Origin of the sequence: Candidatus Pelagadaptatus aseana (assembly GCF_040362265.1) — a bacterium.
Lineage (GTDB): Bacteria > Pseudomonadota > Gammaproteobacteria > Pseudomonadales > Cellvibrionaceae > Pelagadaptatus > Pelagadaptatus aseana.
The window spans coordinates 160,027-181,517 of sequence record NZ_BAABNJ010000004.1; the positions used below are offsets into that span (position 1 = coordinate 160,027).

14 protein-coding genes and 2 tRNA genes are annotated in these 21,491 nt (G+C 48.8%); 9 read left to right on the forward strand and 7 right to left on the reverse strand.

Annotated features, from left to right (window positions below):
- Positions 1–2 precede the first annotated feature (2 nt).
- The 3 genes from ACPXV9_RS07520 to ACPXV9_RS07530 all read right to left on the reverse strand — a co-directional run bounded on the left by ACPXV9_RS07520 (position 3) and on the right by ACPXV9_RS07530 (position 3,114).
- Entirely contained in the window at positions 3–926 is a 924-nt protein-coding gene (locus ACPXV9_RS07520; protein ID WP_423895836.1) for an NAD-dependent epimerase/dehydratase family protein, read from the reverse strand.
- 6 nt (positions 927–932) lie between these two features.
- Complete coding sequence (locus ACPXV9_RS07525; protein WP_423895837.1) at positions 933–2,852, reverse strand: polysaccharide biosynthesis protein; 1,920 nt, start codon at positions 2,850–2,852, stop codon at positions 933–935.
- 186 nt (positions 2,853–3,038) lie between these two features.
- Positions 3,039–3,114: transfer RNA gene (locus tag ACPXV9_RS07530), tRNA-Asn, on the reverse strand.
- Positions 3,115–3,334: 220 nt separating this feature from the next.
- Between ACPXV9_RS07530 and ACPXV9_RS07535 the strand changes: the two genes are divergently transcribed.
- Entirely contained in the window at positions 3,335–4,135 is an 801-nt protein-coding gene (locus tag ACPXV9_RS07535) for a GNVR domain-containing protein (protein ID WP_423895838.1), read from the forward strand.
- A 230-nt stretch (positions 4,136–4,365) separates the two neighbouring features.
- Positions 4,366–4,442: transfer RNA gene (locus tag ACPXV9_RS07540), tRNA-Val, on the forward strand.
- A gap of 110 nt (positions 4,443–4,552) precedes the next feature.
- Here the strand turns inward: ACPXV9_RS07540 and ACPXV9_RS07545 are convergent.
- The 3 genes from ACPXV9_RS07545 to ACPXV9_RS07555 form a co-directional block, all read right to left on the reverse strand.
- Positions 4,553–4,834 carry a type II toxin-antitoxin system RelE family toxin gene (locus ACPXV9_RS07545; protein WP_423895839.1) on the reverse strand — a complete coding sequence of 94 codons (282 nt, stop codon included), beginning with the start codon at positions 4,832–4,834 and terminating at the stop codon, positions 4,553–4,555.
- Positions 4,824–5,084 carry a type II toxin-antitoxin system Phd/YefM family antitoxin gene (locus tag ACPXV9_RS07550; RefSeq protein WP_423895840.1) on the reverse strand — a complete coding sequence of 87 codons (261 nt, stop codon included), beginning with the start codon at positions 5,082–5,084 and terminating at the stop codon, positions 4,824–4,826. Before ACPXV9_RS07550 ends, ACPXV9_RS07545 begins: the two co-directional genes overlap by 11 nt.
- A 200-nt stretch (positions 5,085–5,284) precedes the next feature.
- Entirely contained in the window at positions 5,285–6,292 is a 1,008-nt protein-coding gene (locus ACPXV9_RS07555) for a tyrosine-type recombinase/integrase (protein WP_423895841.1), read from the reverse strand.
- Positions 6,293–6,461: 169 nt separating this feature from the next.
- On the opposite strand from ACPXV9_RS07555, the gene ACPXV9_RS07560 reads away from it, so the two are divergent.
- Entirely contained in the window at positions 6,462–7,217 is a 756-nt protein-coding gene (locus ACPXV9_RS07560) for a fimbrial biogenesis chaperone (protein ID WP_423895842.1), read from the forward strand.
- Positions 7,218–7,328: 111 nt separating this feature from the next.
- A complete protein-coding gene (locus ACPXV9_RS07565; protein WP_423895843.1) occupies positions 7,329–10,661 on the forward strand; it encodes an SdrD B-like domain-containing protein in 3,333 nt (1,110 codons plus the stop codon).
- A gap of 62 nt (positions 10,662–10,723) precedes the next feature.
- On the opposite strand, the gene ACPXV9_RS07570 is transcribed toward ACPXV9_RS07565, so the two are convergent.
- Complete coding sequence (locus tag ACPXV9_RS07570) at positions 10,724–11,287, reverse strand: hypothetical protein (protein ID WP_423895844.1); 564 nt, start codon at positions 11,285–11,287, stop codon at positions 10,724–10,726.
- Between the two features lie 358 nt (positions 11,288–11,645).
- On the opposite strand from ACPXV9_RS07570, the gene purE reads away from it, so the two are divergent.
- The 5 genes from purE to ACPXV9_RS07595 all read left to right on the forward strand — a co-directional run bounded on the left by purE (position 11,646) and on the right by ACPXV9_RS07595 (position 21,491).
- The gene (gene purE / locus ACPXV9_RS07575; RefSeq protein ID WP_423895845.1) at positions 11,646–12,134 is read left to right on the forward strand and encodes a 5-(carboxyamino)imidazole ribonucleotide mutase; all 489 of its coding nucleotides are present in this window, start codon (positions 11,646–11,648) and stop codon (positions 12,132–12,134) included.
- A 24-nt stretch (positions 12,135–12,158) separates the two neighbouring features.
- A complete protein-coding gene (gene purK, locus ACPXV9_RS07580) occupies positions 12,159–13,223 on the forward strand; it encodes a 5-(carboxyamino)imidazole ribonucleotide synthase (protein WP_423895846.1) in 1,065 nt (354 codons plus the stop codon).
- A 240-nt stretch (positions 13,224–13,463) separates the two neighbouring features.
- Entirely contained in the window at positions 13,464–15,119 is a 1,656-nt protein-coding gene (locus tag ACPXV9_RS07585; RefSeq protein ID WP_423895847.1) for a ShlB/FhaC/HecB family hemolysin secretion/activation protein, read from the forward strand.
- Positions 15,120–15,172: 53 nt separating this feature from the next.
- The gene (locus ACPXV9_RS07590; RefSeq protein WP_423895848.1) at positions 15,173–21,061 is read left to right on the forward strand and encodes a hemagglutinin repeat-containing protein; all 5,889 of its coding nucleotides are present in this window, start codon (positions 15,173–15,175) and stop codon (positions 21,059–21,061) included.
- Positions 21,051–21,491: a hypothetical protein gene (locus tag ACPXV9_RS07595; protein ID WP_423895849.1), complete on the forward strand. Its 441-nt coding sequence runs from the start codon at positions 21,051–21,053 to the stop codon at positions 21,489–21,491. The genes ACPXV9_RS07590 and ACPXV9_RS07595 overlap by 11 nt, the downstream gene beginning before the upstream one ends.

Consider the following 21,491-nt stretch of genomic DNA (forward strand, 5'->3'; position numbering starts at 1 on the left):
TGTTAAATAATTTCTTTTATCAAGTCGGTGGTTTTTTTCCTAGAGCGGAAGCCTAGTAGGTCTTTTGATTTTGTAGGATCCACTTGTAGAGAATCTATAATTTTCTTAGCTATTTCTTGTTTTCCTATTAATTTTGCGGCTATCTTTAAAGCTATAGGTGGTATTGGTACTAAGCGGCTTGGCACTTTTTTGGCTTTTGCTATGGCTCTTAATAGTTCTGTTGTAGAAATGTTGTGGCCATCACTCACCAAAAATAGTTGGTTAGCGGCTTCTTTTAGGGTTACGCACCTTAAAATTATATCTGTGAGGTTGTCTACGGAAATTAGGGATCGCTTGTTGTTGATAGCGCCTAGAGGCAGCGGAATGCCTGATTCAATCCATCTTACCATTTTACCAAAATTTCCAGGCGCATTGCTGCCGTAAACCAAGGGTGGTCTGATGATCACAATTTCTAAATCAGTATTACCTTGAATTCCCCATAGGCCTTGTTCAGCCTCCCACTTGCTTATAGCATAAGGCTCGGAAGGTTCAGGACAGTCTGTTTCTTTAAAGGGCGTTTTATTGGATGAGCCATTTACGCCGATAGAGCTGATAAAAATAAAACGTTTTACACCGGCCTGTGCAGCTTGATTGGCTAGGTTGATCGTAGCTTTGGTGTTGCTTTCTCTAAATAATTCTATTGGATTATCTTCATTTTGTTCAAGGATGTGTGCTCTTGCGGCCAAATGAATTACCACGTCGCAATCTTTTAAAGCATCAGTCCAATTCGTTTTTGAGTTGATGGTTCCAATTTCTAGTGAGCTGACTGGGCTATTAGAATTCTTTCTCCGAACACAGCTGACGACTTCATGCTCGTGATTTTTAGTTAATCTATCATAGACTTTTCGGCCTATAAATCCGGAGGCACCGGTTATAAGAATTTTCATAAGGTGTTAGCTATTTGCTAATTTAAGTATCTTATTATCAGGATTTCCGGTTGATGAAGATATTTTATAATCGGTTGGAGCCTTTAATAATTTGTCGGTCAAAATGGCTTTATCATTGCTCTCGGAAAATGTATTAAGAAATTCCTTGGTCTTTTCCCAAGAAATAAATTTTTCTTCCGCCCTCATAATTCTAGGGTGTTTCGTTCCTGTTACATTATCTCCGATCAATAGTTCTTCATAGAGCTTTTCGCCTGGTCGTAGTCCGGTTATTTCAATAGCTATATCACCTGAGAGGGTGTTGTGGGTTTTTTCTTTCATGCCGGATAGGCTAATCATTCTCTTTGCTAGATCTATAATCTTAACTGGTTCGCCCATATCTAGTACGAATACATCTCCACCTTTACCCATAGCACCAGCTTGAATCACCAATTCTGCCGCTTCAGGGATAGTCATAAAATACCTGATAATATTCGGGTGAGTAAGGGTGATGGGCCCGCCTTTTGCGATTTGTTCTTTAAATTTTGGTATTACAGACCCGGAAGATCCTAGCACATTGCCAAATCTTACCATGGTAAAACGGGTTGTATTTTGTCGCTGAGAGAGTGCTTGAAGCACAAGTTCTGCCATGCGTTTGGTGGCACCCATAATATTGGTAGGGCGTACGGCTTTGTCGGTAGAAATCAGCACAAAAGATTCTACGCTTGTATTGATAGCAGCTTCGGCACATCGCCAAGTGCCAACAATATTGTTTTTTACTCCAGCGTTAATATTATCTTCTACCAGTGGCACATGCTTGTAGGCTGCAGCGTGGTATATGGTCTGAATCTGATTATCTTTCATGGCTTGTTCCAGTGTTTGTTGATCCTGGATATTGCCAATCGTGTGAACAATCTTGGTATTAATTTCAGGGTGCTTGGTGCTTAATGTTGTTAGCTCTTGTTCTAACTGGTAGAGGGCAAATTCATTTAGTTCAAATAAAACCAGTGTTTGTGGGTTTTGAGCGATAATTTTTCGGCAAAGCTCAGAACCGATTGATCCACCAGCACCAGTTACCATTACATTCTTGTCTTTGATACAGGCATTCATCAATTCAAGTTTTGGCGGGACAGGATCTCTGCCCAGTAAGTCTTCAATGGCTACGGGTTTGATATCTTCAATACGGGCTTTGCCTGAGATGATGTCATTTATAGGGGGGATGGTTTGCGCTTTTAGGTTTGCTTTTTCAATTTGATCGACAATTGCTCGGCGCTCAGATCGTGTTGCGCTGCCTAGGGCCAATAGCACGGTTTTTACCTGGTAGCGTCTAGCCAATTCATCCAGCTTTTCAGGTTGGTAGACGTTGATGTTTTTTAGTTTGTTGCCCCACAATTTTTTGTCGTCATCCACAAAGGCTTTGGCGATGTATTTGTGGTCGTTATTCAGGTTTTGAGCTAGCTGGTAGCCGGCATATCCTGCGCCGTAGATAATGACAGGTTCTTTATACTTGTCGGTTTTATTTAAGCCATTGATACCGTAGCGGCTAAATTGAATCAGGTTGCGGATCAGTATTCGCGGAGCACCCAGTAATATTGTGCAAGCTAATAGGTAGATGATAGGGGATGATCTGGGTATATCTGATTGGAAAAAGAAGCTGCTACAGGCTAGGGCAATGGCAGAAAAAGTGGTCGCCATGGCGATAGATAATAGGCTTTCCAGGGGAGCGTAACGCAGAATGGCACGGTAAAGACCCAGCTTTATCATCAAAGCCAAGGAGATCAATAGCGTTGTTGCAAAGCTGGCTAGGATTGGCAGGTCCAGTTTGATGGTTATCTCGCCTAAGCGTAGTGCAATAGCCAAATATAAGCTTATGGAAATGGCTAGTATGTCGTAAATGACAGTGATGGTGCGTTTGGTGGAGCGGTTGGCGTTGAACAGGCGTTGGAGCATTGGTGTTGTGAGCCTTTTGCTGAAGATTGCTTCGTCGCGTTGCTCCTCGCAATGACGAGGTTGTGCGTTTCTGGGACTATTTATATCGAATTTTATAAACCAGAGCTACAAAAGGGTTTCTCTAATGTGATATGAGTCAATAGAAACAAAAAAGGGGGAAGCATTTCTGCTTCCCCCTTTTAAATTTGGCTCCGCCTGCTGGGCTCGAACCAGCGACCCAATGATTAACAGTCATTTGCTCTACCAACTGAGCTAAGGCGGATTGGTATTCCTGTTTGGGATGCTGTGCGTCCGTCACAAGATGGCGCGTATAATAATGACCCGTGTCTGGGGCGTCAACCTTTTATTTTAAAAAAATTAACTGTTTGATTTTTAAGCAATTATTTGAGGTTTCGTGAGATTTTAATGGTTGTCTTAAAAGGGCGGGATAGATACCTTTGTGCTTTGTTTTTTTGCTTATTTAGGCTGCGTGCGGGGGATATATGAATCAGCAAGGTGATTCACCGAATAATAACAATAACTATCAAGACTACCGGGACGACGAAATCGATTTGATGGAGTTGTTTGTGATTATGTGGCAGGGAAAGTGGTTGATTGTAGCTTGTACTGTGCTGGCGACATTGGTTGGCGGTGGCTGGTTGTCTTTGCAAAAGGATGTTTACTCGGTTGCGTTGCAATACCAATCTTTAACGGCGCTTGAAAGCCGTAGTTTGTTTGTTGAACCTGAGGAGTTTTCAGAGCTTTCAGAGCTTTCAGAGCTTTCGGGTAGGCTTATTACTGATAAGGAATTTCAGGCTTCAGTTCTGGATCGCAGCCTGTCAGCAAAAGTGAAGTCGCCAGGCCGAAAAAGCAAGGTGTATGGCGTTACGGTGGAGACGGTTAGTCCGGATGGTATGGCAGAGCAATTAAATACCTTGGTAAAAGCCGCTTCAAAAGCTGCGGCATTGAATTTGATTGAAGGCAAGCGCACAGCGCTGGATCGTGATATCGCCGCTTTCGAGGCGCAGTTACAGAGTGAATTCGTATTGGAGGCAGAGTCTTTAGCGCGGGCTGAATTACAAAAAGAGCTGATATTAATGCGTGTACAGCGGGCTACTATGGATACCGTTGGTGATGTTGAAGGCATTAATGTGGTGAAGTGGGCGTTTGATCCCAAGAAACCTGTGAGCCCAAAACGTCATTTGGTTATGGCTCTGTCGGTTGTGCTGGGTGGGATGATTGGGGTGTTTGCGGTGTTTATTCGAAAGGGGGTTAGGAGTTATAGGGCTAGGTCTGTAGATTGATTGGGAGATCCCTCACGTTCGTTCGGGATGACGAGGATGGGACGTTCGGGGTTTCAGGATAGGGTGTTCGGTGTGACAAAGAAGGAGTGTGTTCCAGATTAGATTCTTCGCTTTGCTTATTGCCATGGAAGGCATGTATGCAGGCTTTGCAGGAGCAAAAGCTTGTCAGAATGACAGGTTGTGGGGTTGTCATAATTAAATATCGCTGGTAAAGTTCGCGCCTCTTTTCTAGGACTATAGCTCAGTTGGTTAGAGCGCTACCTTGACATGGTAGAGGTCCCCAGTTCGAATCTGGGTAGTCCTACCAAATTCTGAGCCGCCAGAGGCTTTAGCCTTTAATTTAGGGTTTCTGGCGGTAGATTTACCATTTCTTGCCTCCTAAGCATATGATGAAGGTTGTGGCTATGGCTCAGAGCCTTAGATGCGTTTGAGCATATCTTTGTAAACGTCTTTATCTCTCTTACCAATACTTAAGGCTGTAACAATAAGTTCGTTATCATTGACATGATATGTCAGGCGAAAAGGCGGATTTTTAATTTTTATTTTATAAATATTTTGAGCTCCGGATAGTCTCGCCTTTGGAATATGTGGATGCTCCAAGCGTTCTTTTAGTTTCTTTTTGAAAAAGCTTTTCACCACTGTCGGAAGATTTTCCCATTCCTTTAAGGCATCTGGGTGAAATTTCAGTTTATAGGTCATTCAAACTTACTTCGATGGTAGTTTTGCCGTCATTCAATCGTTCATTGGATTGAGTCAATAAAGCCAGATCTTCCATTGCCTCAGTCATCATTTCAAACAGTGCTGGTGGTACCGCGTAGAAGCAGGGTTCGTTGCTCTTTAGCACAGCCACTGCCTCTCCATCAGATTGTTGAATCACTGAATTAGGGTTTGCCTTAAACTCTGTAATGCTGGCAGAAACGCCAGCCATCATTTTTGTTACACCGCTCATATCAGCCTCAGATTAGTGTGGGTATATTTTGAGGGTTAAATATAATTCTTATTTTAGACCTTTTTTTCGCTCTGTATAGCCTTGTGAATTAGGGTTTCTTGTATTTGATCTCATAAATCTGTTCACTTTTAATAGAACTCTCTTTTTGATGCAAATATGGTTCAACTGTACACCATTTGGTCGGCTGTTTGGCGGTCCCCTTAAGGCAGTTTAATGTCATAGTGCCCAAGCTTTTGCCAGCTCGTTGTGTTGGGTGTCAGGTAGCTTTCTTCAGTCAGTTTGAAATCGGTATGTGCGGCGATGGCTTGTAAATACTGGTCATCTGCGCCGGCTTTTCGCATTAATTGCAGGCTTAATTTTCGGATGCCATGGAAGGCCGGTAATTGTTCTCGGGTTAACCCGTTGAAAAAATTAGTATTTTCCATTGCTCTGTCTCTGGCTTTTTTCAGGGCGTGGGCTGCCAGAGTTCGGTTGATTTGGAAGGGGCTGTTCTTGTTTGCAGAGTGTTTGATTCGTTGTATATCTGTTCTCATAACGATAAAAGGGCAGGATTTGGCTTGTTGGTAGTGCTCTTCCAGTTCACGTTTGACGCCAGCGGCTCGATTTAAAATGGCTGTCAGGCTGTGGTTTTTATCCAGTTCGAAGCACAAGTGACTTTGTCGTTGCTGGTTTCTCCGCTGGGTCTGGGACTTCTGCGGGATAACAAACAGGCCGTTGTCTCTGATCTGATCCCACCGCAGAGCCCAGATATCCTGTTGCCTTAAGGCAGTTTGAAGAATCAAATCCATGGCGATCTGCAGCCATTCTGGTGCTTCATGATAAATCGCGCGGTATTGAGCGGGTTCCATAGCTTTGCGGCTGGTGGGTTTGGCAACGCGTTTAAGTTGGGCCGCTTGTCCCGGGTTGACCAGATGATCGGGGAATAGGCCTCTAGTTCTGGCGTATTGAAAGACACTGGTGAGAATGCCTCTTATCTTTTGGTATTCATGGGTGCTGGTTAGGGTGTCGTAATATCTGGCGACATCAAAAGTGCTGATAGCATCAATGGGGGTGCTGCCAAAGTGGGTTTTCAGCCTATTAATCCGTTGTTTTCGTGCTGTGATGGTGTTGGCTTTGGGGCGTTTATTCGGGTCGTCATAGGCAAGCTCCTGCCAGTAGTGAAACTCTTGATCGGCCAGCTGGGAAAAGTCAGGGGCTGATGAATCCATTTTTTTATCGCCATATTTGATCACGGACAATCTGAAGGGTGGCGGTATTTTTCTCCATCGGGCGAAGGTATGAAATCGCCGGCCTTTCAGTGTCCCAGCTGGCACGCTCTGTGCTGATACAGGATCTCTGTTGTCGTTTTTTTGACGATTTTCTTATGGGGGTTGAAATTTGTCTCGCATATTCATTTTTTTGACGATTCTGCTGTGGGTGACGAGCCTGCACGGGGTGAGTTTGTCTGAGCAGCGGATCGTGTTTGAGGGTGCCAAGCGTTCCCATTCCATGCGATTGCTCAATAACGGCCCTGAGCCGATTGTGTATCGCATTGCTTTGCGGGCCGCGGCCATGCAGGAAGATGGCCGGATTGAGTTTTATGAGCGTGATCATCAACCAGAGCATTCGGCCGGTGAGTTGATCAAGTTTTCCCCCCGTAAAGGAGCTTTGGCGTCAGGGCAGTCTCAGGTGGTGCGCTTCAAACTCAAAAAATACCCGGATCTGGCCAAGGGTGAGTATTACTCGTTTGTGCGGGTACTGACCCGCCCGGCGACGGAAGGTGATTCGGGGGCACCCCAGTTTTCCAAACAGATGGCCTATAACATTCCGGTATTTGTGCGTCAGGGCAATTTACGCGAAGGCGCTGGATTGGTCATGGATCAGGCGGTCATCACCCAAAATAAACAGGGTCAGTGGCAACTTGGTTTGCGCCTGCAGCGGCAGGGGGGGCGCTCAATTTATGGCGAGTTTGATGTGTCTTCAGGTGGCCAGTCACTGGCCTTTGTAAAGGGTATCTCGGTTTACCCCAATATCAATCAGCGCTACCTGACATTGCCTTTATCGGGAGAGCCGGAGGGGGATGTCAGCGTCTCTTTTGTGGAGCACGGCATATCGGGCAACCTGGAAACCCAGCTGAAGGTGCCTTACCGGTAGTTGCCTATGAGAGCGGTTGGCCGGCTTAAAGCAGAGGTTTCGGGAGTCAGGCAGCAATGTCTGGCTTTCTGCGTTTTACTGCTGCCCGTTTTGCTGTTGCCGGGGTCCCCTTTGGCTGAGGCAGCGGAGTGCCAATACGATGTGGCTGAGCACATGCAGCCGGCCAGAGAAGAGGATTGGCTGGTGGTGGCTTTAAAGGCCGGGCCTAATCTGTTGTCATCGTCACTCGAGGGCTATCACCTGGCAGGTGAGCTGTATTTACCTGTGGATGGGCTGGCTTACGCGCTGGATGTATCGGCTGCTGTGGATGGGGGGCATGTGAAGTTGTCGCTGCCGCAGGATCAATGCCCGGATGTGGCTCTGGCGCAAACACTGGATGATGGTTTTACCCCGTATTTATCGCTCGCCGATTGGCAGGGACTGCTGGAGGCCTCGCTTACCTTTGATTACAGCAAGTTGCTGCTGACCTTTGCTTCTGAACAACCGCAGTACGCGCCCCTAATGGCTCGTAAAGCCCGCAGCTACAATGCCGGCAGTTATCAGTTTGAGCCGGATCTGGCATTTGCTGATGGTTATAAGGTGTTTACCCCGCCGTCTTTTTATCTGTCGGTAAACAGCGTCTGGAATGAAGCCGATGATTCATCTCTGCGGGTCAATACCACAGGGGTGGCGGATCTGCTGTACCACAGTGTGGAGTGGAATATCCGCGACACCGAGAACTCCAACTCGCAGCGCCTGAAGTTTTTCCGCGAAAACGCCCCGGAGAGCAGCTTCCCATTGGGGATCTCCAATTACAGCTTTGGCGATATCAGTACCCATCGCGATAATTTGGTGCATTCATCGGCCAGTGGTTTGGGCATCAAGTTTGGCAGCGAGGCCAGTGGCGCAGGGCGTTTCCGGCGCCTGACGGTGGATTTGAATGTGCCGTCCGGGTGGCGTGCCGAGCTGTTCCGCGGCAATTTGTTTCTGTCATCGAGTGTTACCAATGACGATGGCCGGTTGATTTTTGAAGACGTTGATCTGTTGACTGGTGTAAATGATTTTACCATCAAGCTCTACAATCCTCAGGGTGATATTCAGGAGTTGAGCAAGACAGTTTATGTGGATGGCAACAGCCTGAATCAGGGCGAGCTGGGGTTTGAAGGCTTTTTGCTCGATCGCAGCGAGCACTTAATTGATGCAGGCAACGATGCCATGGAGAGTAATCTTGAGGGCCGCCTGAGCCTGCTCTATGGGCTCAGTGACAGCGCCTCTCTGGGGATTGGGGTTCATCAGTTGAGTGAAGATGACAGTGGCGAGTCCCGCCGTTATCTCAGCGGCCGATTTCTGAAAAACTTTGCCAGTATTGGTGTCGAGGCTGAAACCGTTCTGGATGATAAAAATGGTCAGGCGTGGTTTATGGGGATGTCAGGTCGTTTTGGCGGGGTTCGGATTAACAGTGATCTGTCCTGGTTTGATCGTGATTTTGACAGTGAGTTGCAGAGCTCATCGAATCCTCTGCGCTCTGAACTCAATACCCTGTTCAGTGGCAGCTTTTCAGAATCCAATCAGTTGGGCTGGCGTCTGAACAGCCGCTATTCCGATTGGTACGATGCCGATGACAATGCCTATTTGAATGGCACGCTCTACAAGCGGGTGCCCGGCGGCAGTATTCAGGGCTCGTTGATCTACAACAGCAATCTCGGGGGCAATGAAATGGCGGCGGATCTGTTTGCCACCCAGTTGATTGGCAAGCACCAGTATTCGTTGCGAACCCGGTTGGACCCGGTGAATGACTGGGAGTTACAGTCGCTCAATGGTGAGATTCGCTGGCGCAACCATCAAAAGTTTTTTATGAATACCCGGGTGCAGTATGCCCCTGATCGGCTCAGCGAATGGTCTTTCTCCCACGGTTTGAATTGGCGTCACGATTATTTCAATCTGAATTTTTCGGTGGGCTACAACCACGATGAACAGTGGGCTGCCAGCGTGGGCGTGTCCACGGCTTTGGATTTCAGCCCGTTTGACCGCAGTGTGGTGCTGAATAATCAGGCATCGCGCTACAGTTCACGCATTCATGCTCGCGCCTATGTGGATAACAACCGCAACCGTGTGTTTGATGAGGGCGATGAGGGGCTTGAGGACGTATCCTTCCGCGGCAATCGCCGTTGGCACAATTTATCGACGTCGGAAACCGGCGATGTGCTGCTGGTGGGGGCATCGCCCAATGCCCACCAGAAGGTCGAAGTGGATTTGGCCTCAATCGATGACCCCTATCTGCAGCCTGTGGTTGAGAATGCGGTGATTAAAACCCATCCCGGTGGTATGGCCTTGTTTGAGGTACCGCTGCAAATCATGAACGAAGTCGAAGGTTCGGTGTACTTTTCCCACAACGGCATGAGCCGGGCCCAGGGCGGTGTGCCCCTGACGCTCATCAGTGAAGATAATCGCACGGTGGCCACTACGGTGACTGAGATGGATGGTTATTACCTGTTTTCACAGCTGGCGCCCGGCAAGTACAAGGTCAAGATTGATCCCGATTATCTGGTGGAACGCTCGCTGAAATTGCGCCAGTCGCTGAAGCCGGTCATCACCACGCAGGAGGGGGGCGCCCAGTGGCTGCCGGATCTGGTGGTAGAGCGTTTTATAGCGGAGCCAGATGTGCCGCCAGAAGACAGAGAAAAGCTAACTTTGGTACAAGTGGCCTCGGTGTCAGAGGCTTCTGTGAAAGCGGCTGGGGTTGAAAAGTCCAAGGTCTCAGCTGCTCCGGCAAGAATTACACAGGACAACGCAAAGCGCACAATTGCAGGTCGGGAGACGCCCTGGATGTTGCGCAAAATCCCCAGAGTATACCCGCATAATTTCGAGGATTATTACGTTCAGCTGGGCCTGTTCAACAGTGTCCCCAATATGGACATGATTCGCGCGCGACTGCCGGATGATGAGTATGAGCTGCACGTATTCCGCAACCATGAAACCGGGCAGAGTTACGTGGTGGCCGGTCCCTATCGCGTGTCGGATCAGGCCCATAAGCGCAAACAGGCCATTCTCGATTATTCAGGTAACGACCAAGCCGCCTTTGTGGTGCGGGGTAATAAGTTCTCGGCCCCCGGATTTGCTCAGGAGGTGGTGCCCAAGAACCTGCCGGCCAGAATACGTCTCAGTCATCAGCGCCTGGTTCAGGCTCCGGACGATGCGGTGGTGTGTCAGTTGGGCAGCTACGCACGCATCAGCAGCCAGAATATTGCTTTGCTGGAGCAGCATGATTACCTCTCTGTGATCAAAAGGCAGGTCAATGGCCGTGAATTATTTACCGTATTTGGCGGCCCATTTCTGGATGCGGGTAAAGATCAGTGTGCGCAATTGATGGCGTTGCAGCAGGCTGATCAAAGTTGGTCACGTTCGGCCGGGGATTTGAAAGGTGGCCTGATGCCGCTCGAAACCTTGCCGGAAGAGTCGCAGTGATCAACTCGAGCACAAAAAAGCCGGGTTTCCCCGGCTTTTAGTGCGTCGCTGATTACGGTCTTTTATTCGTAAACCACATCCAGTGTGTAGGTCATGTTGTAGGTCGTGTTGGCGGTCAGTGCCGAATTCACCAGAATGTCACCAAACACGGTGACCACGATGTTGTCGGGTACGGCGGTGGTCGTAAAAGTGCCTACGTTGGATTGGATGCTGTCCACCAGGCTCAGGGTGGTGGTGCCGTCATCGGCTTCGCCGGCGGCGGTAAACGTGATTTCGCTACCGGCACTGTCGCCACCTGTCAGGGTAAAGCGAACCGCAACGCTGGGCTGTAACCCTGAAATTGTAAAGTCGCCCATGGATTGCACGCCACCGGGATCAATACAGCTGCCGGTGACTGTGCCGGCATTATCCATGGCGCAGGTGGCGCCTACGGTCAGGGGAATCAGGCCGAAATCGGTGTCGGCTCCCGGGGTAATGGTCGGGTCAGCAAAAGAGGTCACCGTGGCGGTGCCGGTGGCGGATACCGCATGAGCGGCTGAGTGAATGCCGACGGCTGCGGCCAGTGCAACCAAAGTTGTTGTTACATGGCGCAAAGTTATCTGACGCAAAGTGGTTTGGGGTTTCACGATCATATCTCCCGAAATATATAGGTCTTCTTAGGAGAGTTTAGCGGCAACTGACAAAGATGCTTTAGCGATTGTTTGCCGATTGGCTAACCCGATATCAGGGGGATGGGGCATCATAAATAGGACTTGCATTGGTTGCCAACATGCGTAAAATTCCCGCTTCTTTCTATAGGGCCAGTGCCGAAATGTTTGGTGTTTCTGCTGTTGGTTCTGGGAAAAGCGCTGCCAAATCAATGGGTTAAAGTAGCGCCAAACCCCAATCAAAGTTTATCAAGCCCTGACTCAGGGCCAAGCAAAGACCCGCCATTAGAGCGGGTTTTTACGTTTAATCCGCCAAAAAAGGGCAGGAGTAGGGCATATGCAACCAAAAGTCGCCGTGATCATGGGTTCCAAAAGTGACTGGGATACCATGAAAGAAGCCACCGATATTCTGGATAAGCTGGAAGTCGCCTATCACGTGGAAGTGGTATCGGCTCACCGCACCCCGGATAAGCTGATGACTTTCTCCGAGTCGGCCGTAGACAATGGTTATGAGGTGATTATTGCCGGTGCCGGTGGAGCAGCTCACTTACCGGGTATGGTGGCATCCAAGACTCGTTTGCCGGTGCTGGGTGTGCCCGTGCAGAGTAAAGCTCTGAGTGGTCAGGATAGCCTGTTATCCATTGTCCAGATGCCCCGCGGCGTAGCCGTAGGCACTCTGGCAATTGGTGGTGCCGGTGCGTTTAACGCGGGACTGCTGGCCTGCCAGATTCTGGCCAATAACGATCCGCAGTTGGCTGATCGCATCAATGATTTCCGCTTTGAGCAAACCACCGCGGTATTGTCCAATCCGGATCCTCGGGTTTAATCAAACAGTTAAAAAGACAACGCTATGAGCAAAGTTTGGGTTTTAGGTCACGGTCAATTAGGAGCGATGCTGAAGCATGCTTCCATGCCCCTGGGTGTGGATGTTGAGCCGGTGGCTCTGGATGCTGAAGTGGTTCCGGATTTTAAGCCGGAAGACTATATCACCGCTGAAATCGAAAAGTGGCCGGTGACCCCGGTAACCGAGAAGCTGGCCGATCACCCCAATTTTGTTAACCGCGAAGTGTTTGGCCGGCTGGCGGATCGCTTCACCCAAAAATCCCTGATAGATGACCTGGCGTTGAAAACGGCTCCCTGGCATCTGGTGGATGATTCTCTGTCCGCCGATGAGGTGTATGCGTCTCTGGGCGAGCGCGCGCTGATGAAAATGCGCACCGGTGGCTACGATGGTCGTGGTCAATTTTGGCTGAAGCAGGCAGAAGGCACAGAAATTCCCGATGATTGGCGCAATCAGGCCATTGTCGAGCAGGCCATTAATTTCGATGAAGAGTGTGCCATCGTCGGCGTGCGTGATCGCGCCGGGCAAATGTTCTTTTACCCCCTGACCCTGACATTGCAGCTCGATGGTGTCTTGACCGCCTCCGTTGCTCCTCTTGCTCGTTTGGCTCATCTGCAACCACAGGCCCAGGCCATGTTGGGTGCGCTGATGGAAGAGCTGGATTACGTGGGTGTTATGGCCATGGAGTGTTTCCGGGTAGGCGATGAATTGATTATCAATGAGTTGGCGCCACGGGTTCACAATACCGCTCACTGGACTCAGGCTGGTGCCAATATCAGCCAGTTCGAAAGCCACGTTCGTGCAGTGGCAAACTTGCCGATTGCTCAACCACAGGTGAAAGACACCAGTGTTATGATCAATCTTCTGGGTACTGCTTATGACGTCAACTGGTGGGCGGTGCCGGGTGCAGAGCCTTACTGGTATGGCAAAGACTTGCGCGAAGGTCGCAAGATGGGCCACATCAATTTCAGTCGCACTCTGGGAGGTGATCTGCCGGGTGCTCTGGAGCAGTTGAGAGAGTTGCTGCCCGAGCGTTATGGTCAGGTGATTGATTGGGTGGTTAAAGAGCTTTAAGTTCCTTTTTGTTCCAATCCGCTCCTCCTTGTCATCCTGAATCATTCCGCCTTGTCATTCTGAACCGCCAAGCGGTGAAGAATCCTCAGGGTGTGGCAGAAACTGTTTGAGATATCCTTCGTTGTTTCATTCCTCAGGATGACAGTAGGGATGATGAGTCAAATTCATACTTCCTCTTTATAGACTCTCTTACCTCACTGTTTAACCTGTGCTCTTCTAATAATAAGAAAGGCACAGGCTATGAACCGTTTTTTGGCTGTTGGCTGCCTCTGCCTGTTTTGCTTTTCTTATCCGTTATATGGATCAGAGTTACAGAAACCTGAGCGATTGATCCGGCAGGATCAGCAGTATCAGGAACACCTGCAGCGTAATCTTGAAATAAAGCAGCGGCAGAAAACCCGATCACATTCCCCCAATTTACCAGCAGCGTTATCCGGCGAAAAATCCGGATCCTGTTTTTCAATAGACACAATCAATTTTGTCGGCCAGACATTGTTCAGCTCATCTGATCTTAAGCAGTGGGCAGATCCTTTGATTGGTAAATGCCTGACTCTCAAGGATATTAATACCTTATTAGACCGTGTTTCGGCTGAGTATTTCTCCAGAGGTTACATCACCAGCCGCGCCTATTTGCGCGAGCAGAATCTGGCCGATGGTGACCTCCAGATTGATATTGTGGAAGGGACGTTTGCCGGCATCGAGCCTGGGGATACCAATTATTCTGAAATATTTTCTCTGAAGCCGGGGCAGCTGCTCAATTTGAGGGATATTGAGCAGGGCGTTGATCACATCAATAGATTGCAGTCCATGCAGGCTTCTGTGCGATTGCTGCCGGGTAAAGCACTGGGGCAAAGCCTGTTGCAGGTTAAGCATCAACGGGATCGGCCCTGGGAGCTTAACTTCACAGTGGATAATTCCGGTCAGGAAGCAACCGGCGAGTCGCAGTTACAGGGATTTTTGGGTTGGGATTCACCGCTGGGTTTATACGATTACACCTATTTCTCCCTGCAGTCGGACAGCGATTTTGGTCAGGGCAAGCATCGCAGTCGAAGTTTGAGCTGGCATTGGGATTTGCCCTTGGGGCTATGGACAGTCGCCCTTGATTACTCACATTTTGAATACCGGCAAGAAGTTACAGGGAGGGATCTGGCGTTTGAATCCTCCGGAATGGCAGAGACAGCTCGCCTCAATCTCAAACGACTGCTGCATCGCAATCAACAGAGTAAATGGTTTGTAACTGCCTCACTTAAACGCCATAAAACCCGCAATTATATTGAAGACGTTCTTATTGATGTCAGCTCCAGAGTGTTGTCGTCAGCCGAGTTGAAGTTGACATGGGATCATTACTTTTCCGATGGCTCGGCTGTGTTTTCGAATGTGGCGGTTCATCAGGGGATTGAAACTCTTAGCCAGGTTAGTGGTGGGGTTTCTGATTTCACCACGATCGTGGCCAGTGTTGACTTACATAAGCCCGTGGACTGGATGGATCACCGTTTTTCTTACCGGTCCCGATGGTTGTATCAGTACAGCGACGATGCGCTCTACGCCAGTGAACAAATCAGCATTGGCTCTCTATATACGGTGCGAGGTTTCAAACAGGAAACCCTGTCAGGCAATCGCGGCGGTTACTGGCGCAATTCACTGTATTGGCACCCTGTTCCCGATTCTTCCTGGGAATTTCTTGGAACGATTACCCCGTTTGTCGGAGTCGACATCGGTGCAGTTCAATCTTCGTCAGGTGAGGATTACAGAGATCTGGCCGGTGTTGTGATTGGCGCACAATTGTCAGCGAGTCACTGGTCTTTGGATTTTCTGTTTGCACAACCGCTGCATCAACCGGATGAGTTTGAACGTCGGGAAAGGCGATTTGATCTCAGCTTCAATTATTACTTTTAAGAGCATAACCCACACCCATGAGACACCAGCAAAGCTCCTTGTGTCAGAGGCTGATGGCATTTTGTGTCAGTGCTCATTTGGCATTACCCGTCAATATCCGCGCGGATGTGGTGGTGGATTCAAGTGCACCGATCGTCAATCGCGCGGTGATCAGGCAGGCACAGAATGGCGTACCCGTTATCGACATTGCTGCGCCCTCGATCGGAGGTGTCAGCCACAACAAATATTCGAGTTTTTCGGTGGAAAGTCAGGGGCTGATTTTAAACAACAGTAAGGTTATTGCTGATACGCAGTTGGGCGGACAGATCCATGGCAACGATAGATTGTCCACCACAGCCAAGATCATTCTGAATGAAGTGACCAGCAATCAGACAAGTCAATTGCATGGTCTGCTGGAAGTGGCCGGTCAATCCGCCGATGTCATTCTGGCAAACCCAAACGGCATCAGTTGCCGTGGTTGTGGTTTTATCAACACCCCTCGCGCTACGCTGACCACGGGGACGCCGGGTTTTCTCGACGGTGATCTGGACAGCTTTACCGTAAATGGTGGCGCAATTGCCATTGAGGGCCTGAATGCCAGCACCATCGATCGTCTGGATCTGTTGGCCCGTGCCATTACCGTTAATGAGTCACTGCACGCGCAGCAACTGAATCTGGTGACGGGTTTAAATCAGGTTGATTATACGAATCTTTCCATCAGTCCATTGGGTGACAGTAACGCAGATCGGCCAGAGTTTGCTTTGGACGTGGCCTCATTGGGTGGCATGTACGCCGATCAAATTACGCTGGTCGGTACCGAATCCGGTCTCGGAGTAAATATGCAGGGGGAATTGGCGTCTGATACCGGGGATATCATCTTGCAGGCGGATGGCAGTTTGAAGATCAATAAGTTGGTGTCGGGCCGCAATTTGATTGCGAAAGCCGGGCAGGGTGATGATATTGATGTTTATGGTTCGGTCTACGCCGATGGCGAGGCCGGGTTCACAACCGCAACCGGTACTCTGATCAATCGCGGTAGCTTGATTGCCGACTCAGATATGGACATTGAGGTCAGTCGTTTATTGAATCAGGGAATGCTCGGCAGCGGTGGGCATTTGCGTGTCGTTGCTGATCAGACCATTGAAAACAGTGGCGTATTTAATCAAAGCGAAGCGTTATTGTTTGCCGCCGGTGATATGAATCTGCACGCCCAGACTGTGATCAATCGTCAATCTCGAATTCTTGGTCTGAAAGACATTGTCGTTGCCGCAGACGAAACCGGTACTGCGGCACAATCGTTTCACAATATTTCGGCTTCAATTGAGAGCTACAACGATTTACACCTGACGGCTAACGAGTTTCTCAACGCACGTGATGGCCTATATCAAATGGACAATTCCGATTATTGTCCTGAAGGGTTTCTGTGCGGTTATACCGTTGATGCGGCCCAATGGTATGGCATGCCGGTAGATACCACCGGCGAGGATCTTTGGTTGCTGCCGCAAGCGATTGGCTATGTGGAGTGGTACTGGAATTATGGTAGCAGTTGGGATAATCCCGATGAGGTAATGTCAGAGACCTATCAATCTCTGCTCGATAGTTTTCTTCCCTGTACTCGTGATTCAAGTGTGTATGTCGGTCGCAACTTTAACGCGCTAACCGGCGATTTTCGCAATGAGGGAAGTCTGATTTCGGTTGGGCATTCTCTGTCGGTCAATACGACACGTTTTGTAAACCGATCAACCGCAGCCTTTGTGCCGGATCGTGGTGACTGGCAACTGGAATCCCAACACTGGCTGCAGGATTTGGATTATGAGTTGTTTTATGGCGACTTTATGGCCGCTCTTATTTTTAATGAAGGCTTTATGTCGGCGGGTGATCAGCTGCTGGTCAACGCAACCGAATCCATCAGCAATGGTTTTGAGGAACAGGGTTATGCCGAAGACATTGCAATTCCCGATTTACCATTACCTGAGTCTCCCGCAGGAGCCTATATCGCTGATGACTTGACACTCAGACCAGATCATCCGTTTACACCCTGGTTGGAATTACCTGCCGGTGCTGATTTTGAGCAGGTACCGTTGGATATTGATTTGCCTCTACCAGATCAGGCTGGAGGTTTATTTTCTTATACTGATCCGGCGTTGCAGACCGCCAACACCCTGATTTCAAGTCGCGCTTCCGTGGCCAAATACGTGAACGCATTGGGCAGTGATCATTTGCTTGAGTTGATCGGTCTCGATCCGGACACAACCATTAAGCGACTTGGTGATGGTTTCTATGAGAGCCGCCTGATTGCTCGAACCATTGCTGAGGCCACTGGTCACCGTTTTTTAAATCGTCAATTCCGGTCTGACGCAGAGCAATATCAACACTTGATGGCAAATGCTGCCCGTGCTCAGAAGGATTTGCAGTTAAGTGTCGGTGTGGCACTGACGCCGGAACAAATCAATAATCTGACTCAGGATATGGTTTGGCTTGAAGCGCAGGAAGTTAATGGTGAAAAAGTGCTGGTGCCAACCCTGTATTTGGCTCAGGCCCGGCTGGATCATGGGGGATCGTCGCTGCATGCCGAACAGATTGAGTTAAACAGTGGCGGCAGCATCCACAACACTTCCGATATCTTTGCTGATAACCGTTTGTCTTTGTCCGCAGAGAAGGCAATTCACAATCTTGGTGCAACATTGGAAGCGCAAGATTTGGCAATTATGGCTACGCAGGACGATGTTGTTCTGCAGAATCTGGGGGCAACCAAGTCCCGAATTATTGCCCATCAAAACCTGTTGATCAGCACTGGCAAGGAAATGGCCCTGTTGGGCAGTGATATTCATTCCGGTGGTCATGCCCGGATTCAGGCTGGTCGCGACCTTCAGATCGCTTCCATGTTGGATAAGCCCGATTATTCATCCCAATACCATTGGGATCAAACGGCCGGTGTTGTCAGTAAAACCATTAAGCGGGATAAACATCTCAATGCCCAGATCAATATTGCCGCTGACGCCTCTATTGCTTCAGGCAGGGATCTGGTTATGTCCGGTTCAGAGATCCATATTCAGGGTAATGGCGTGTTGAATGCGGGGCGTGATGTCACGCTGGAAACGGTGACCAACAGCATCACCACCGAAACTCGTGAGCGTTATCTTAATGATTACCAGCGGAGCGAAGGTGGCCAGATTGTTCAGGTTGAAAAGCCCGGCTCTGACTCACGCATGCGTGAGCGTCTGGATAAAGTGACCCTTGTGACTGAACACACACAGCAGGGATCGACACTCAATATCAAAGGTGAGATGCGGTTGGCGGCAGGGGATGACATGGATCTGAAAGGCTCTCAAATAATGGTGGGAGGCAATTCCTTGACCCGATTGGGTGGAACTCTGAGCCTGTCGGCCGAGAGGGAAACACAAACGGCTGTTTCCCAATCTCGTGAGCGCTTCTGGCGCAATATCAGTCAGGCTGCCGGCGATTACAGTACCCGTTATACAGAATCATCGGTTGACTCATCCAGTTCACTCACCGGCCAACAATCTTCCGTTTTTACGACGCTTGGTAATGCAGTTATCGACGCTGGCGGGAGTATTGAAAACACCCAGATCAGTCAGATTCGTGGTGCTGACACCCTGTTGTTGGCTGGCAGAGATATAACCAACCGGCAAAACTCCAGAATTGAGGGAGCCAACCTGACGATGAGTGCGGGTCAGAATATTGATAACAGTGGCGGGAGCCTAATACATGGGCGCAATATCGCCCTGATGGCAGGTGATGACATCCGTAATCAGAGAGATATCAACCAAACCATTTTGCGGCGTGGTGACTTTATTTCTACCGACACGAGTTCAGCCAGTGAGATTAAGGCCACAGAGGAGTTGTTGCTTCAGGCTGGTCGCCAAATTGAGAACAGCGGTTCGGTTGTATCTGCTGGCGGGAGTGCTCAATTAGTGGCGGGAGACAATATCGCCGTATCCGCTGTCGCGGATCGCGAACGGCGCGCCGATAACAAAAACAATGTTTCTGATACTACCCGTCATTTAAGGGCCACAGTCAATGCTCACGATCAATTGGGGATGCACGCCTCTGGCGATATAAACATTTTTGGCAGTGATGTGGTGGCAGGTAACGATCTGTCTTTATTGGCGGGGAATAATATCAACATTGTTTCTGCTACAGACCGGTTGTATCGCTATATCCATGATGAAGATAAGGACGCCTTTGGTGGTAAGTCAGAAACCACTGAGATTTATCAAACCACCAATGTGGCCAGCAATATAACAGCAGGGGGTGGTTTGAGTGTTGCTGCGCAGGAGCAAAACCTGAAGATTAAGGGTAGCCGTTTGGGGGCCGGGAAGGATATTTATCTGGCGGCGGGTGGCGAACTGGCGATCGAAGCCGCCAAAGAAATTTATGATTATCGACACGAGGAATCCACCCATGGTGTGTCTAAAGCCGTTTCACTGGCTTTCAGTGGTTCCAGTAATTCAAGCACCGAAATGTATCGGGAAAACTACACGGGTGCCAACGCGAAAAGTGCCGGGGATACGGCCGTAATTTCCAAGGGTGATATTCGTGTCAGTGCCAGCCGGATAGAGGCTGGCATGGATATCAAACTCAACAGTCAGCAGGGCAGGGTGGCTTTACTGTCTGAAAAAGATATCGACAGCTACAGTCATCATCAAAATAAGAGCGGTGCCATTAAACAGACCATAAAAGGTGATGGCTACTATCGTGAAACGGTTAAGCACACTGAACTGATTGCAGGAGGCTCTTTGGACGTTGATGCTGCCAAGGGTGTGTCCGTCGATTTTCAACAACAATCCGGAGAGAGTTTGCAACAATCCCTGGCTCGTCTGGGACAGTCCAGCCCCGAGCTGCAATGGATGCAACAACTGGCTGAGCGAGATGATGTGGATTGGCAGGCAGTTCAGGAAGTTCACGACAGCTGGGAGTATGAACACAGTGGTATTTCCCAGAGTGGCGCCTTGATCATTGCGATTGCCGTCACGGCAGCAACTGCAGGATCAGGTGCTGGCTTTCTGCAATCATTAGGCGTTGAAGGTGCCAGTAAAACAGCTGTTGCTTCAGTCAATGCGGCGATCAATAGCCTGTCCACTCAGGCAGCCACCAGCTTGATCAATAATAACGGTGATATTGGTGCCGTGTTTGATGACCTGATCAGCAGTGATTCGATAAAGAGTGTGCTGGTGTCTACACTGTCTGCTGGTGTTGGACTTAGTGATAAGGGCTCCAAGGCATACAGTGCTAAAGATGTGGCGGTGATGGCTACATCAATGATTGATAAGGAGTTGGGGTTCTTACTGTCGTTTGGCCTTGATAACTGGAATGATCCAGCGGAAGCAATGGCTCAAAATTTTGTTGGTGAAACCATGCAATATGCTGTCCGTCAGGAGGTGGCTAAACAAGCTGAGCATATGGGGTTGACCAGTGAAGAGCTGAATTTGATTTTAATGGTGAATTCTTTTGTGGGTAGAAAAGTTGCCGGCACGACTTACGATTCTGAGAAGAATTCAGTCGAAGGGTTTTTGTCTAGAAGGCATGGTTTGTTGGGCAGATGGGGTAATGAAATTGGTGTTCTATGGGATGTAAACGATTCTATTTTAAATGCTCAGGGATATCTTGATGCTGTGGCGCAGCAAGTTGTAGCAGATGGTTTCAAGGAGGCTTTGGTAGGGCACAGTCTTGGGGCATGGAGGGTTAATAACATAGCAAGAAGAGGCTATGTGAACCATGCTATTACGTTAGCCTTACCTATATTTGACTTTCCAGTGGCGGGAACTGAGAGTTATTGTGCTTCCGGTGATGCGATTTGTGGAGGCAGTATTATGTCGTCAGTAAGACCTGATGTTTTTGTTGTTGACAGCCCTTCTTCTTGGCGGGTTTTGAGTGACAATCATATGATTTCAACTGTACCTAGTTATAAATTAGTCTGGGACTCTTTTCGTGGCGAATAAATTTTTTATCTTTGTTTCTTTCTCTGTGCTCGTTGGCTGCTCTCCAATTATGATCAAAAGCAATATTCAGGGGCGTTGTCTTTTATTAGAAAAAGATCAGTATTTATGGCAGGGGAGAGCTGCAGTGTATTCTGGAGAGTTTTTCATTTCTTCTTTAAAAAAGCCTCAAGTAGGAATTATGAAAGAGATAGTTACCTCAATAAATCGAGGTCAAAGAGTTAAAATCGTTAAGGTATTGAAAGATGCAAATGGCTCTTGGGGCGAATTTTTAAGGATCCAAGTAGAAATCCAAGACGGCCCCTATGCCGGAACAATTGCCGATATCCCAGTCCATGCCCCATACCATCCCCGCGAAAAATGGACCAAGGAGTTCACGCTGGATCCAAATGCCATCGAATTTAATGAGGATGTGGTAGTACCGTGCAGTTAA